Origin of the sequence: Streptomyces sp. NPDC005435, assembly GCF_040703155.1 — a bacterium.
Lineage (GTDB): Bacteria > Actinomycetota > Actinomycetes > Streptomycetales > Streptomycetaceae > Streptomyces.
This window is the reverse complement of record NZ_JBEXEQ010000017.1, coordinates 86,661-99,695: the sequence shown is the minus strand read 5'-3', so window position 1 is coordinate 99,695 and position 13,035 is coordinate 86,661. Positions and strand designations below refer to the sequence as shown.

Annotated in this window: 15 protein-coding genes; 10 read left to right on the top strand and 5 right to left on the bottom strand. The window is 72.1% G+C overall.

What is annotated here, in order from left to right; all coding sequences use genetic code 11:
- Positions 1 to 231 precede the first annotated feature (231 nt).
- The gene (locus AB0898_RS22305; RefSeq protein ID WP_366804698.1) at positions 232 to 624 is read left to right on the top strand and encodes a VOC family protein; all 393 of its coding nucleotides are present in this window, start codon (positions 232 to 234) and stop codon (positions 622 to 624) included.
- A gap of 45 nt (positions 625 to 669) precedes the next feature.
- The gene (locus AB0898_RS22300) at positions 670 to 1,740 is read left to right on the top strand and encodes an adenosine deaminase (protein WP_366804697.1); all 1,071 of its coding nucleotides are present in this window, start codon (positions 670 to 672) and stop codon (positions 1,738 to 1,740) included.
- Here AB0898_RS22300 and AB0898_RS22295 read toward each other — a convergent pair.
- Positions 1,722 to 2,237 (bottom strand): mycothiol transferase, encoded by a 516-nt coding sequence (locus AB0898_RS22295; protein WP_366804696.1) that lies wholly within the window; start codon positions 2,235 to 2,237, stop codon positions 1,722 to 1,724. The two genes, AB0898_RS22300 and AB0898_RS22295, sit on opposite strands and share 19 nt — an antisense overlap.
- 79 nt (positions 2,238 to 2,316) lie before the next feature.
- On the bottom strand, positions 2,317 to 3,246 hold the full coding sequence (locus tag AB0898_RS22290) for a LysR substrate-binding domain-containing protein (RefSeq protein WP_366804695.1): 930 nt from the start codon (positions 3,244 to 3,246) through the stop codon (positions 2,317 to 2,319).
- 152 nt (positions 3,247 to 3,398) lie between these two features.
- On the opposite strand from AB0898_RS22290, the gene mgrA reads away from it, so the two are divergent.
- Positions 3,399 to 4,391, top strand: coding sequence for an L-glyceraldehyde 3-phosphate reductase (gene mgrA, locus AB0898_RS22285; RefSeq protein ID WP_366804694.1), 993 nt, complete (start codon positions 3,399 to 3,401; stop codon positions 4,389 to 4,391).
- Between the two features lie 151 nt (positions 4,392 to 4,542).
- Here the strand turns inward: mgrA and AB0898_RS22280 are convergent, their stop codons facing one another.
- Positions 4,543 to 5,073, bottom strand: coding sequence for an EF-hand domain-containing protein (locus tag AB0898_RS22280; RefSeq protein WP_366804693.1), 531 nt, complete (start codon positions 5,071 to 5,073; stop codon positions 4,543 to 4,545).
- A 480-nt stretch (positions 5,074 to 5,553) separates the two neighbouring features.
- Here AB0898_RS22280 and AB0898_RS22275 point away from each other — a divergent pair, with 480 nt between their 5' ends.
- Both AB0898_RS22275 and AB0898_RS22270 read left to right on the top strand, forming a co-directional pair.
- Positions 5,554 to 5,973, top strand: coding sequence for a hypothetical protein (locus tag AB0898_RS22275; protein WP_366804692.1), 420 nt, complete (start codon positions 5,554 to 5,556; stop codon positions 5,971 to 5,973).
- 302 nt (positions 5,974 to 6,275) lie between these two features.
- Positions 6,276 to 6,728 carry an ATP-binding protein gene (locus tag AB0898_RS22270; protein WP_366804691.1) on the top strand — a complete coding sequence of 151 codons (453 nt, stop codon included), beginning with the start codon at positions 6,276 to 6,278 and terminating at the stop codon, positions 6,726 to 6,728.
- Positions 6,729 to 6,853: 125 nt separating this feature from the next.
- Here the strand turns inward: AB0898_RS22270 and AB0898_RS22265 are convergent, their stop codons facing one another.
- Positions 6,854 to 7,744, bottom strand: a complete 891-nt coding sequence (locus AB0898_RS22265; RefSeq protein ID WP_366804689.1) for an RNA polymerase sigma factor SigF — start codon at positions 7,742 to 7,744, stop codon at positions 6,854 to 6,856.
- Between the two features lie 468 nt (positions 7,745 to 8,212).
- On the opposite strand from AB0898_RS22265, the gene AB0898_RS22260 reads away from it, so the two are divergent.
- Together AB0898_RS22260 and AB0898_RS22255 are read left to right on the top strand one after the other, a co-directional pair.
- Positions 8,213 to 8,695 (top strand): VOC family protein, encoded by a 483-nt coding sequence (locus AB0898_RS22260; RefSeq protein WP_366804688.1) that lies wholly within the window; start codon positions 8,213 to 8,215, stop codon positions 8,693 to 8,695.
- A gap of 58 nt (positions 8,696 to 8,753) precedes the next feature.
- Positions 8,754 to 9,092: a hypothetical protein gene (locus AB0898_RS22255; protein ID WP_366804777.1), complete on the top strand. Its 339-nt coding sequence runs from the start codon at positions 8,754 to 8,756 to the stop codon at positions 9,090 to 9,092.
- 25 nt (positions 9,093 to 9,117) lie between these two features.
- On the opposite strand, the gene AB0898_RS22250 is transcribed toward AB0898_RS22255, so the two are convergent.
- Positions 9,118 to 10,005 carry an aminoglycoside phosphotransferase family protein gene (locus AB0898_RS22250; protein ID WP_366804687.1) on the bottom strand — a complete coding sequence of 296 codons (888 nt, stop codon included), beginning with the start codon at positions 10,003 to 10,005 and terminating at the stop codon, positions 9,118 to 9,120.
- Positions 10,006 to 10,125: 120 nt separating this feature from the next.
- Between AB0898_RS22250 and AB0898_RS22245 the strand changes: the two genes are divergently transcribed.
- From AB0898_RS22245 to AB0898_RS22235, 3 genes are all read left to right on the top strand, one after another.
- Positions 10,126 to 10,920 carry a VOC family protein gene (locus AB0898_RS22245; protein WP_366804686.1) on the top strand — a complete coding sequence of 265 codons (795 nt, stop codon included), beginning with the start codon at positions 10,126 to 10,128 and terminating at the stop codon, positions 10,918 to 10,920.
- Between the two features lie 45 nt (positions 10,921 to 10,965).
- Positions 10,966 to 11,682 (top strand): ribonuclease H, encoded by a 717-nt coding sequence (locus AB0898_RS22240; RefSeq protein ID WP_366804685.1) that lies wholly within the window; start codon positions 10,966 to 10,968, stop codon positions 11,680 to 11,682.
- Positions 11,683 to 11,786: 104 nt separating this feature from the next.
- Positions 11,787 to 13,001 (top strand): FAD-dependent monooxygenase, encoded by a 1,215-nt coding sequence (locus AB0898_RS22235; RefSeq protein ID WP_366804776.1) that lies wholly within the window; start codon positions 11,787 to 11,789, stop codon positions 12,999 to 13,001.
- Positions 13,002 to 13,035: the final 34 nt, after the last annotated feature.

The window sequence follows — 13,035 nt, the reverse complement described above, 5'->3', positions numbered from 1 at the left end:
GCGCCGACTATGACCGAGGGCCGGAAAGGCCAAAAAGCCGCAGCGGTGTCAAGGACCCGCCCGTTTCGCCGCCCCGCCCTGTCCGGCCCGGCGGCGCGCGCCCTGCGGGCCCTTCCCGACCCGCGCGACCAGGGGGGCCGGCCCGTGGAACACCTCCCTCGGGAGGTGACTGGCGCACGTCAGGTTTTACGTATAACCTCTCCCGCTAACCACCCCCACCGGAAGGTCCCGATGCGACGCGTTGCCCTGGTCACCCTCGTTGTGGACGACTACGACGAGGCCATCCGCTTCTACGCCGAGGCCCTGGGCTTCCGGCTGGCCGAGGACGAGCCCCGTCCGGACGGCGCCCGCTGGGTCGTGGTCGTACCGGGCGAGGGCAACGACGGCACCGGACTGCTGCTCGCCCGCGCCAAGGACGACGCCCAGCGCGCCCGCGTCGGCGACCAGACCGGCGGACGGGTCGGCTTCTTCCTGCACACCGACGACTTCGCCCGCGACCACGCGCGCATGACCGCCGCCGGAGTGACCTTCCTGGAGGAGCCCCGCCACGAGTCCTACGGCTCCGTCGCCGTCTTCCAGGACCTCTACGGCAACCGCTGGGACCTCCTCCAGCCCGCCGCCTGAACCCCCGCACCCCGCACTCCCGCACGATCCGCCGAGGAAGCCGCCATGACCGCGCCCCGCATCGACACCGACACCCTCCGCCGGCTCCCCAAGGCCGTGCTGCACGACCACCTCGACGGCGGACTGCGCCCCGCCACGCTCGTCGAACTCGCGGCGTCGGTGGGCCACACCCTGCCCACCACCGACCCCGACGAGCTGGCCGCCTGGTACGTCGAGGCCGCCAACTCCGGTGACCTGGTGCGCTACATAGGCACCTTCGAGCACACCCTCGCCGTGATGCAGAGCCGTGAGGGTCTGCTGCGCGTCGCCGAGGAGTACGTCCTCGACCTCGCCGCCGACGGCGTGGTCTACGGCGAGGTGCGCTACGCCCCCGAGCTGAACACGCAGGGCGGGCTCACCATGCGCGAGGTCGTGGAGACCGTGCAGGAGGGTCTCGCCGCCGGCATGGCCAAGGCGGCCGCCGCCGGGACGCCCGTGCGCGTGGGCACCCTGCTCTGCGGGATGCGGATGTTCGACCGGGTGGGGGAGGCCGCCGAGCTGGCCGTCGCCTACCGGGACGCGGGCGTCGTCGGCTTCGACATCGCGGGCGCCGAGGACGGCTTCCCGCCCGCCGACCACCTGGCCGCCTTCGAGCTGCTGCGCCGCGAGAGCGTGCCGTTCACCATCCACGCGGGCGAGGCGTACGGCCTGCCCAGCGTCCACCAGGCCCTCCAGGTCTGCGGCGCCCAGCGCATCGGCCACGGCGTCCGCCTCACCGAGGACATCGTGGACGGCAAGCTCGGCCGCCTGGCCGGGTGGGTCCGTGACCGCCGCGTCGCGCTGGAGATGTGCCCCACCTCCAACCTCCAGACGGGCTGCGCGACCTCCATCGCCGAGCACCCCATCACCGCGCTGAAGGACCTCGGCTTCCGGGTCACCCTCAACACCGACAACCGGCTGGTCTCCGGCACCACGATGACCCGGGAGATGTCCCTGCTCGTCGAGGAGGCGGGCTGGACGGCCGAGGACCTGCGCACGGTCACGGTGAACGCCGTCAAGAGCGCGTTCATCCCGTTCGACGAGCGCAAGGCCCTCATCGAGGACGTGATCCTGCCGGGCTACGCGGCCGCTGTCTGAAGCAGCCCGCGTACGTAGGCGGCCTGTCCGGCGTGCTGGAGATCGTCGGACAGGACGCTCACCAGGCGCACCCCGAGCGTGACCGGCGGGCTCCACCGCTCGTCCACCACGCGCTCCAGGTCGCCCGCCGTGACCGACCGCAGCGCCTTCAGGCTCTGCTCGTGCACCGCGTCGTAGTACCCGGTCAGCAGGTCCGCCGAGTCCACCCGGACCTTCGCGACCTGCGCCGGGGTGTGCCCGTAACCCGTGTCGTGCGCGGGGAGCTTCAGCCCGAAGCGCTTCTCCCAGCCGTCGGACAGCCACACCTGGTCCAGGCCGAAGGCGTCGGCGACGTGGTCGTCCTGCACCCGGGTGAGATGCCAGACCAGCCAGGCGATGGTGTTGGCGCCGGGCGCGGGGCTCGTGTCCAACTCGTCGGGGCCGAGACCGTCCAGGACGGCGTGGACCTCTTCCCGGATGCGGCCGAAACCGTCGATGAGGATGTCCTTGGCATGCATGGGTCCACCTTCGCGCATCCCGGCGCCCGCCGCGCCCCGATGGACTGACGGCGCGTCACGCCGGGCGTCGCGGGGCGCGTCACACCTCGCCGAGCGGCCCCGTCACCGCCGGTTCCGCCGGTACGGCCGCCTCCTCGGTGCCCAGCAGCGAGATCAGGGCGCGGGCGGCCGGGCTGGTGGCGCGCTCCGGGGGCAGCAGCACCACCGTCTCGTACGCCGCCTCGCCCATGCCCTTCAGCGGGAGCGCGGTGAGCGAGGACCGCTTGTGCCGGAAGTGCCGGGGGACGACCGCGATGCCGAGGTTCTCGTCCACCAGGTCCAGCAGACTGTGCACGTCGTTGACCTCCAGGGCGACCGTGCGCCGTACCCCGGCGGCCGCGAACGCCGCGTCCGTCGCCCGGCGCGGACCCCAGTCCGGGTGGAAGTCCACGAACACCTCGCCCGCGAGGTCCTCGGGGGCGAGGTGTGCGCCGGCCCCGGCGAACCGGTGCTCCGGGTGGCACAGCACCGTCATGGGCTCGCTGGTCAGCGCCACGGCCCGCAGCTGGTCGCCGTCCGTGCGGGTGCGGTAGGCGAAGGCCAGGTCCAGGCGGCCCGCCGCCACCTCCTCGGCCAGCGTGCCCGTACCGGTCTGGCGCAGCCGGATCTCCACGTCCGGGTGCTCCCGGCGGAAGGCCGCGAGCAGCCCCGCCACCCGCACCCCGGCGATGCACTGCTCGGTGCCCAGCGCGACCGTGCCGCGCAGCACGCCCTGGACGGCGGCCACGGCCTCGTGCGCCGCGCGCACCTGCGCGAGCACCCGCTCGGCCTCCACCAGGAGCGCCCGCCCGGCCTCGGTGAGCGTCACCCGCCGGGTGGTGCGTACGAAAAGGGGCGCCCGCAGCTCGCGTTCCAGGGAGCGGATCGACGCCGACAGACCCGACTGGGACACCATCAGCCGCTCGGCTGCCCGGGTGAAGTGCTGGTCCTCGGCGACCGCGACGAAGTGCTGGAGATGACGCAGTTCCATGAGGGAGAAGCCTAACCGGATTGAGAAGCCCGCTCGCTCAAACCCATCGGATTCTCCTGTTGGACCGCTGACCGGGCCCCGGGGAAGAGTGGGGGAGGCTGCCGGACGTCCGGCAGCCGGGAAGACCGAGTGCCCACCCCACTGGAGTCGCGTTGTACACCGCACACCCCGACCGCTACGCCGACATGCCCTACCGGCGCACCGGACGCAGCGGACTGAAGCTCCCCGCGCTGTCCCTCGGCCTGTGGCACAACTTCGGCCCCGACCGCCCCGTGGAGACCCAGCGCGCGATCCTGCGCCGCGCCTTCGACCTCGGCGTCACCCACTTCGACCTCGCCAACAACTACGGGCCCCCGCCCGGCGCCGCCGAGTCCGCCCTCGGCGAGGCCCTGAAGGCCGACTTCGCGCCGTACCGCGACGAGCTGGTGATCTCCACCAAGGCGGGCTACCTCATGTGGCCCGGCCCGTACGGCGAATGGGGCTCGTGCAAGTATGTGCTGGGCTCACTGGACCAGTCGCTGAAGCGTATGGGCCTGGACCATGTGGACATCTTCTACTCCCACCGCTTCGACCCCGACACCCCGCTGGAGGAGACGATGGGTGCCCTGCACTCCGCCGTCCAGCAGGGCAAGGCGCTCTACGTCGGCGTCTCCAACTACCCGGCCGAGCAGACCCGGGAGGCCGCCCGCATCCTGGCCGGGCTGGGCACCCCGCTCCTCATCCACCAGCCGCGCTACTCGATGCTCGACCGGCGCCCCGAGGACGAGGGCGTGCTCGACGCCCTGGACGAGCTCGGCGTCGGCTCCATCGCCTACTCCCCGCTGGAGCAGGGCCTGCTCACCGGCCGCTATCTGGACGGCATCCCCGAGGACTCCCGCGCCGCGAGCGACAGCCCCTTCCTGAACTCCGACGCCGTCACCGAGGACCTGGTCGGCCGCCTGCGCGCCCTGGACGGCATCGCCAAGTCCCGGGGACAGTCCCTGGCGCAGCTCGCCCTCGCCTGGGTGCTGCGGGGCGGCCGGGTCACCTCGGCCCTGGTCGGCGCGAGCAGTCCCGGTCAGCTTGAGGACAGCGTGGGCGCGCTGCGGAACCTGGACTTCGAGGACGGTGAACTGGCGCGGATCGACGCGGTGTTGAAGGGATGAGCGGCTGAACGGCGACTGCCGATCCCGAGAGGGGCGCGGCAGCCGTCTGCGGGATGTCCACCGCCCGCCCGGTCGTCCCCTCCCCGACCAGGCCGGCGGTGCACACTCCTCTTCTCCCCGACTCCCCTCGCGATATCCGGAGTTCGGGGATTCAGCCGCCCGCCCCCACCAGCCGGTCCCCGGGGATGCCCGCCTTGTCCGGGGCGTAGAAGTCCTCGATGCCGGCGATCCACGTCTCCACCGTGATCCGGTCCGAGGCGTCCGGCTCGAAGGCGTCGAAGAGCGCCTCGATGTGGGCGCGTTGGAATCCGATGGCCTCCATCAGCGCGAGGAACAGCGGGCGTTCGATCAGGCCGTCCCCGTCGGGGTCACCCAGGGCGGCCAGGCTCTCCGCGAACTCCCGTACCGTCGGGGCGAATCGCTCCGGGGAGAGCACGCACGCCCGGAACTCGTCCGGCGTGATCCTTCCGTCCCGGTCGGCGTCCAGCTCGGCCGACAGCGTCTCCCAGTACCGCCGGAACGCGGCCGCGATCCGCTTCCGCGCGGCCGGGGACGCCCCCTCGGCCGCCGCCGTCACCCGGGCGGTCATCAGCTCGAAGTCCCCCGGGTCCAGGTGGCCGTTGCCGTTGGCGTCGAAGAGCGAGAAGACGAGGGCGACCCGGTCGATGGCCTCAGTGCGCATGACGTGCGTGACCTTTCCTTCGGTGATGTCCCGGCCGTCGGGACGGCACCCACACACTGCGTCCGGCGGGCACCGGACATGCGGCCGGGCGGACACGTTCATCCGATGGATGGATTCGCCGCCGGGAGCGGATTGCGGCCGGGCCGTCACCCGCGCGGCCGCAATCCGCATTCACATGACACCCCCGGCATTCACATGACTTCCCTGATATTCACACGGTGTCCGCTTTCCGGGCCGCCCGTAAAGCGGAGCGGTTGATCACGCAACGACTAATGCGTGGCCATGGCTTGCCCCGTGTTTTCGGACAGGGCCGGACCGGCCCCCGCCTCGCATATGCCAGGAGACTGGCCGGAAAGACGTGGTGACAGCGTTTCCCCCGTGGCGATACTCGGAATGCGAGGGGCACTTCTCACCACATACGAGCCGCACCGGAAAGCGAGGGTCCGACCGCCATATCGGCCAGGCCACGGGGGAGTGAGCGTGCACGACGAATTCCTGTGCCATGTCACCGCGTACGGAGTGTGCGACGGACAGCGCGTGGGCGTACCGCTCGGCACCTATCGCGCGCCCACCCTCGCCCTCGCCCTGTGGTGGCTGCGGGACCGCGCCTCGTGGATGGCCGAGCGGCTCGACCCGCTCCCGGAGAACACGGTGTTCCCGCCGGGCGCCCTGGTCCCCGTCGCGGGCACGGTGGCCGACGTGCCCACCCTGCTGCGCGCCTGGTGCGCCGACGATCTGCGGCAGGAGCAGGTCGCGGACGAGCTGGCGGCCGGCCGGCTGGTGCGCATCGCCGCCTGTGACGACACCACGGAGTACGAGCTTCTCGCCGAGTCGGTCGACGCCCTGCGGATGCAGCGCACCGTGCCCGCCTTCGTGGTGCCGGTCGTCCCCGTCGCCTGACGCGTGCCGTCGCCGGTTCGCCCCGGCCCTGCGCCGTGACGTAGGCCGTCAGCGGAAGTGCGCCCCGCAACGCGCCCCACGCGCGCGGCCGTACGCCTCTGCTGCCCCGCGCGTACCGGTGGGATTCTGGCCATGACCCGGCGTGCGGGCCGCTGTCCGTGAACGCCGCAGGACGCCCGCTTCCCGCCGGGGAAGGCGGTGCGCCGGAGGCGAACGGACTCGGTGGACTGCCCGGCGCGCCTCGGGGTACGAGCACAGGAGCAACAGGTGACAGGCCGGCCGGCCCTTCGAGAGAGACAGGCATGACGGAACAACTGGGCGGGGCAGTGATACCGACTGGTTTCGACGTACCCGTGGAGCCGCTGCGACGCGCGGCGCATTACACCGGCGAACCCGGATGCATCGCCGCGGCACGGGCCTTCGCCGCCCAGTTCCTGGAACAGCTGCGCAACGAGTGGTGCGCCGTGGTCGACCGCCGCGTGGCGGGAGAGGTGCTGCTCGTCGTGAGCGAGCTGGTCACCAACGCCGACCGGCACAGCGACGGCCCGTACATCCTGGAGCTGGAGGGGACGGACAGCACGGTCGCCGTGTCGGTGTACGACAGCAGCGTGGTCCTGCCCCGGGCCTTCCCCAAGGACCCCCAGCGGATCGGCCGGCACGGGCTGGAGATCGTGAGCGCGCTCGCCACCGAGATCACCGTGGACCGCGTACCCGTCGGCAAGCGAGTCCGGGCCCGGGTCGAGCTGGAGTCCTGACCGCGCAGCCGCCTTTTCGTGTGCCCCTTTTCGTTTGCCCCGCACATTTCGTGCGCCCCGCATATGTAGAACGGGCATATATGCAGAACGGGCCCGGTACGAACACCGGGCCCGTCGCCGTGTACTCAGGCGCAGCCGAGTTCGCCCAGCATCCCCTGACGCAGCCGCGCGATGATGCGCTTGATCAGCCGGGAGACGTGCATCTGGGAGCAGCCGAGCTCCTGGCCGATCTCCGCCTGGGTGGCCTCCTCCACGAACCGCATGTGGATGATCCGGCGGTCGCGCTCGCTCAGGTCGGCCATCAGCGGGGCGAGGGCGTGGAAGTCCTCGACCAGCCGCAGGCCCTCCTCCTCCACACCGATGAAGTCCGCGAGCACCGCCTCGCCGTCCTCGGGGCCGTCACCGGTGAGCGCGGCGTCCAGGGACGAGGAGTTGTAGCCGTTCGCGGCGACCTGGCCCTCGACGACCTCGGCCTCGGTGATGTTCATCAGGGTGGCCAGCTCGGCGACCGTCGGATCGCGGTCGAGCCTGCTGGACAGCTCCTCACGGGCCTTGGCCAGCTCCACGCGCAGCTCCTGGAGCCGGCGCGGGACGTGCACCGCCCAGGTGGTGTCCCGGAAGAACCGCTTGATCTCGCCCACGATGTACGGCAGCGCGAAGGAGGTGAACTCGACCTCGCGCGACACCTCGAACCGGTCGATCGCCTTGATGAGACCGATCATGCCCGTCTGGACGATGTCCTCCATGTCGTCGCCCCGGCCCCGGAACCGTCCGGCCGCGAACCGCACGAGCGACATGTTCATCTCGATCAGGGTGTTGCGCGCGTACTGGTATTCGTGGGTGCCCTCCTCCAGCTCGGCCAGCCGGCGGAAGAACTGGCGGGACAGTGCCCGCGCGTCCCGGGGGGCCACGGACGTGGGGTCCGCGATTCCGGGAAGGCTCTCCTCCGCCGTCGTGTCCTGTGCGGTCCTATCGACGACCTTGGTGTGCGACCGGATGCCGGCGGCGGTGTCCATTACCTCTCCCACGTGAGTCACGGTTTCGGTGTCAGCCTCTGCGTCCGGAGTGTCGTGCCCGGCCACGGAAGCTGCGTGGTCCCCGGCTTCCCGGAAATCCGCGCCCTATTCCTGTTTCCTCTTCCTCTCCCGGCGGGTACCCAGGGTCACGCACCACATGCGGGCAGTCCGAAGCAGTGGCGTGAAAGTTTCGTGAGACCGCTCGGCGGCACCCCGGGGCGCACCCTGTGATCACGCTGCGCTGACGCGAAAACATGCAGGTGAGAGCCGCTTTCGTGCCTGCGTGTCGGTCGGCTCGCGGCCACGCGCGGCCTACCGTGACGAGTGCCGCCCGACCCCACGGTGGCCGGAAACCGCCCCCGCTCCCCACCGGTCACCCCCGTCACCGATGAGTTCCGGCACCCGCGCCGGTCCACATCCACGACTGCGACACCACCACACACCACCGACCACGCCCGGGAGGCGTTCATGACCACCGACGGATTCGTCACGTGTCTCTGGTTCGACGGCCAGGCGGAGGAGGCCGCGCATTTCTACGTCTCCGTGTTCAAGGACTCCGGCATCGACGGCGTCGTCCGCCACGGCGAGGCGAGCCCGGGGGAGCCCGGCACCGTGCTGGCCGTCGACTTCACGGCCAACGGCCAGCGGTTCGTCGCCCTCAACGCCGGTCCCCGGTTCCGCTTCAACGAGTCCATCTCGTTCCAGATCCTCTGCGCCGACCAGAAGGAGGTCGACCATTACTGGTCCCGCCTGACCGAGGACGGCGGCGAGCCCGGCCCGTGCGGCTGGCTCAAGGACCGCTTCGGCGTCTCCTGGCAGGTCGTCCCGGAACGCCTGCCGGAGATGATCAAGGACCCGGACCCGGCGAAGTCCGACCGCGCCATGCGCGCCATGATGACCATGGGCAAGATGGACATCGACGCGCTGGAGCGGGCGTACGCGGGCGGCTGACGCCTCGTCCGGCGGGCGGGGGTGACGTGCTGCCAGGTTGGCGCCATGTCCTTTCGTACTGGTGATCGGTTACGACCCGCAGGCGATTCCCGGCGCCGACGCCCCGGCTCTGCGTACGGCGCTCGACAAGGAGATGAACCGGTTCGCCGAGCACGCCATCGACGCGTCGATGGCGCTGGTCGTCTTCGACGGGACGGCCGAGGAGACGGTCACGACATCGCTGGACGCGCGCCCCTGGGACGTGGTCGTCGTCGGCGGCGGAATCCGCAAGACGGAGGCGCTGCTGCCGCTCTTCGAGCGGATCGTGAACCTGATCCACCGTCACGCGCCCCAGGCCGCCATCGCGTTCAACGCCCACGGCGGCGACAGCGTGGACGCGGCGCTGCGTCTGCTTTGACGCGGCGCCGCGCGGCCCCGCACCGTCACCCCTCCCGCAGGATCCCGGCAATCGTGTGGCGGGCGTTCGCCGCCAGCGCCGGGTTGGTGTGCCAGTAGTACGGCAGCTGGACCAGGGCGATGGACAGGGCCCAGCCGCGTCCTCGGGCCCACTCGGTGTCGTCGGCGCCCACCGTCTCGCGGAAGGTCTCGCGGGCGGAGGCGGGCAGCAGATTCCACGCCACGATCAGGTCCACGGCCGGGTCGCCCACCCCCGCGCAGCCGAAGTCGATCACCGCGCCGAGCCGGCCGCCGGTCACCAGGACGTTGCCGGGGGAGAGGTCGCCGTGCGCCCAGACCGGCGGGCCGGTGTGCGCGGAGGCCCTCAGCGCCCGCTCCCAGAGCGCGCCCGCCGCCTCCGTGTCGATACGGCCGGTCAGCTCGGCCAGCGCCGACCGGGTCTCCGCGTCCTGGTCCGCCAGCGGGCCGCCCCGGTACCCGCGCGGCGCGCCCTCCGTCCCGGCCGCGCGCAGCGCGGTCACGAACCGGCCCAGATCCCGGGCCAGCCGCCCGGGCCGTTCGACGGCGCCCGCGACCGGGTTGCCGCCCTCCAGCCAGCGGTAGACCGACCACGGCCAGGGGAAGTGCTCACCGGGCTCCCCGAGGCCCACCGGCTCCGGCACGGCCACCGGCAGCAGGGGTCCGAGCCGGGGCAGCCAGCGCCTCTCGTGTGCCACGTCGGCCACCGCGCCGGGGTGGCGGGGGAGCCGTACCACCAGCTCCGGGCCGAGGCGGAACATCGCGTTCTCGGTGCCGGACGACTCCAGCCGCCGTACCGGAAGCCCCGCCCAGTCCGGGAACCGGCCGGCCACCAGCCGTCGTACCAGCGGGGCGTCGATACCGATCTCGTTCGCACGCATCTTCGGAGTACTCATCGGCGCCCATCCAAGGCGCCACGCGCCCCCGGTGTCGAGCCGATTCCGCCGCGCGTGCCGACCCCCGCCCGGCTAGCGTGACGTCCCGGGACGAACCGCGCGAAACGAGAGGGCCCGACCATGGCCGTGCAACCCGAAGGAACGCCCTGCTGGGCCGACGCGATGTTCACCGACCTGGAGGGCGCCAAGGAGTTCTACGGCGACGTCCTCGGCTGGACCTTCGGCGACTCCTCGTCGCAGTACGGCAACTACACCCAGGCGTACGCGGACGGCAAGGCCGTCGCCGCCGTCGTCCCCCCGATGCCCGGCCAGGAGGGCCAGTCCCAGTGGTGCCTCTACTTCGCCTCCCCGGACGCGGCCGCCACCGCCGAGAAGATCCGGGAAAGCGGCGGGGATGTGCTGATGCCGCCCATGCGGGTCGGTGACTTCGGCACGATGGCGCTCGCCCGCGAGCCCAGCGGCGCCGTGTTCGGCGTCTGGCAGGGCGCCGCCCACGAGGGCTTCGAGGCCGTCGCGACCCCGGGCGCCTACTGCTGGTCCGAGGTCTTCACCCGCGAGCCCGAGAAGGCCGACACCTTCTTCTCCGCCGTCTTCCCCTACCAGGCGAAGGACATGGAGGACGACGACGTCGACTTCCGCGTCTTCGGCCTCGGCGCCGACCCCGTCCTCGGCCGGATGCGGATGACCGAGGACTTCCCGCCCGAGGTGCCCTCGTACATCAACGTCTACTTCACCGTCGACGACTGCGACGCGGCCGTGGCCCGTGCCACCGAGCGCGGGGCCGTGCTCCGCTTCGGCCCGATGACCAGCCCCTTCGGCCGGTTCGCCGCGCTCACCGACCCCCAGGGCGCCAACTTCTCGGTGATCGACGTCACCACCACCGAGGGCGAGATGCCCGGGCTCAAGGACGCCTGAGGGGCGCCCGGCCGGGACGGCTCCGCCCCGCGCCTTGGCCATGGCATGATCGTGCACATGGGTGAACGTGTGGTGGCCGCGTGCGACGGGGCTTCGAAGGGAAACCCCGGACCGGCCGGATGGGCATGGGTGGTCTCCGGGGACGACGAGCGGACCCCGGACCGCTGGGAGGCCGGGGCACTCGGCCGTACCACCAACAACGTCGCGGAACTCACCGCCCTGGAGCGGCTGTTGGCCTCCGTCGCGCCCGATGTGCCGCTGGAGATCCGCATGGACTCCCAGTACGCGATGAAGGCGGTCACCACCTGGCTGCCCGGCTGGAAGCGCAACGGCTGGAAGACCTCCGCCGGCAAGCCCGTCGCCAACCAGGAGCTGGTCGTCCGCATCGACGAACTCCTCGACGGCCGCTCGGTGGAGTTCCGCTACGTCCCCGCCCACCAGGTCGACGGCGACCCGCTGAACGACTTCGCCGACCGCGCCGCCAGCCAGGCCGCCGTGGTGCAGGAGGCGGCCGGTAGCGCGCTCGGCTCCCCGGAGCCGCCGCCCTCGCCCGACACCCCCGCCCCGGGCGCCGCCCGCCGCAAGACACCCCGCCGCACCGGCGGTGGCACCTCCACGCGCGGCGGGGGCGCCTCCGCGCGCACCCTCAAGGCCAAGTTCCCCGGCCGCTGCCAGTGCGGCCGCACCTACGCGGCCGGCGAGCCCATCGCCAAGAACGCGACGGGCTGGGGACACCCGGAGTGCCGTACCGCCACCGACTGACGGGCACCGCGTGAGCGGCGTCCGCCGCCGGACGTGAGCACGTCTCCGCGCTGCTACCCTGCGAGGCCGATCGACTACGTCCGGTGACTCCCAGAGGTGTACGCGTGAAGGTCGTCTGCGTCGGGGGCGGGCCCGCGGGCCTGTACCTCGCCATCCTGCTCAAACGGCAGAACCCGTCCCGCGACGTCACCGTCCACGAACGCGGCCCCGAGGGCTCCACCTACGGCTGGGGCGTCACCTACTGGCAGGGCCTGCTCGACCAACTCCGCGCCCACGACCCCGAGTCGGCCCGCGCGATCGAGGAGAACTCGGTCCACTGGAACGAAGGCGTCGCGCACGTACGGGAATTGACGGTACGTCAGCCCGGCGACCGGGGCTTCGGCATCGGCCGCCACCGGCTGCTCGACCTGCTCGCGGCCCGCGCCCGGGAGCTGGGCGTACGCCTCGAGTTCGACAGCGAGATCACCGAACCGCCCACCGGAGCCGGCCTGGTGGTGGCCGCCGACGGCATCGGCAGCACGCTGCGCACCCGGCAGGCCGGCGCCTTCGGCACCCAGGTCACCCACGGCCGCAACCGCTATGTCTGGCTCGGCACCACCCGCGTCTTCGACGCCTTCACCTTTGCCTTCACCGAGACCGCCCACGGCTGGATCTGGGCGTACGGCTACCCCTACGACGACACCCACAGCACCTGCGTCGTCGAGTGCTCCCCGGACACGTACACCGGTCTCGGCCTGGACCGCGCCGACGAGGGCGAGCAACTCGCCCTGCTGGAGAAGCACTTCGCGCACGTCCTGGACGGCCACCCCCTCCTCGCCCAGGGCGCCGGTCACTGGCCCGCTTTCCGCACCCTCACCAACCGCACCTGGCACCACGGCGACCTCGTCCTGCTCGGCGACGCCGCCCACACCACCCACTACTCCATCGGCGCGGGCACCACCCTCGCCCTGGAGGACGCCATGTGCCTGGCCGCCGCCCTGCGCGACCACGCCACGCTTTCCTCGGCGCTGACCGCCTACGAGACCCGGCGCCGCACCGGCCTGCTGTCCGCGCAGAGCGCCGCCCGCTACAGCGCCCGCTGGTACGAGAACCTGCCCCGCTACATCGGCCTGCCCCCGCACCGCATGTTCGCCCTGCTCGGCCAGCGCCACTCCCCGCTGCTGCCGTACGTCCCGCCCCAGCTCTACTACGGCCTCGACCGCGCGGCCGGGAGCCTGGAGCCCCTGCGCCGGCTCAAGCGGGGCCTCGGCCCCGTGGTGGCCCGCGCGGTGCACGCCCGCGCCCTGCGGGACCGTGCGGCGCACCACCGTGACCAGTAGCCCCACCGCCGCTCGGGCGCGGGGGTAAATGTTG

Excerpts from the sequence above, each read along its gene's own strand:
- AB0898_RS22270 (WP_366804691.1), top strand. The coding sequence starts at position 6,276 with ATGACGGAACAACTGGGCGGGGCAGTGATACCGACTGGTTTCGACGTA.
- AB0898_RS22295 (WP_366804696.1), bottom strand. The coding sequence starts at position 2,237 with ATGCATGCCAAGGACATCCTCATCGACGGTTTCGGCCGCATCCGGGAA.
- AB0898_RS22305 (WP_366804698.1), top strand. The coding sequence starts at position 232 with ATGCGACGCGTTGCCCTGGTCACCCTCGTTGTGGACGACTACGACGAG.
- AB0898_RS22245 (WP_366804686.1), top strand. The coding sequence starts at position 10,126 with ATGGCCGTGCAACCCGAAGGAACGCCCTGCTGGGCCGACGCGATGTTC.
- AB0898_RS22300 (WP_366804697.1), top strand. The coding sequence starts at position 670 with ATGACCGCGCCCCGCATCGACACCGACACCCTCCGCCGGCTCCCCAAG.
- AB0898_RS22240 (WP_366804685.1), top strand. The coding sequence starts at position 10,966 with ATGATCGTGCACATGGGTGAACGTGTGGTGGCCGCGTGCGACGGGGCT.
- AB0898_RS22250 (WP_366804687.1), bottom strand. The coding sequence starts at position 10,005 with ATGAGTACTCCGAAGATGCGTGCGAACGAGATCGGTATCGACGCCCCG.
- AB0898_RS22280 (WP_366804693.1), bottom strand. The coding sequence starts at position 5,073 with ATGCGCACTGAGGCCATCGACCGGGTCGCCCTCGTCTTCTCGCTCTTC.
- AB0898_RS22290 (WP_366804695.1), bottom strand. The coding sequence starts at position 3,246 with ATGGAACTGCGTCATCTCCAGCACTTCGTCGCGGTCGCCGAGGACCAG.
- AB0898_RS22260 (WP_366804688.1), top strand. The coding sequence starts at position 8,213 with ATGACCACCGACGGATTCGTCACGTGTCTCTGGTTCGACGGCCAGGCG.
- AB0898_RS22265 (WP_366804689.1), bottom strand. The coding sequence starts at position 7,744 with ATGGACACCGCCGCCGGCATCCGGTCGCACACCAAGGTCGTCGATAGG.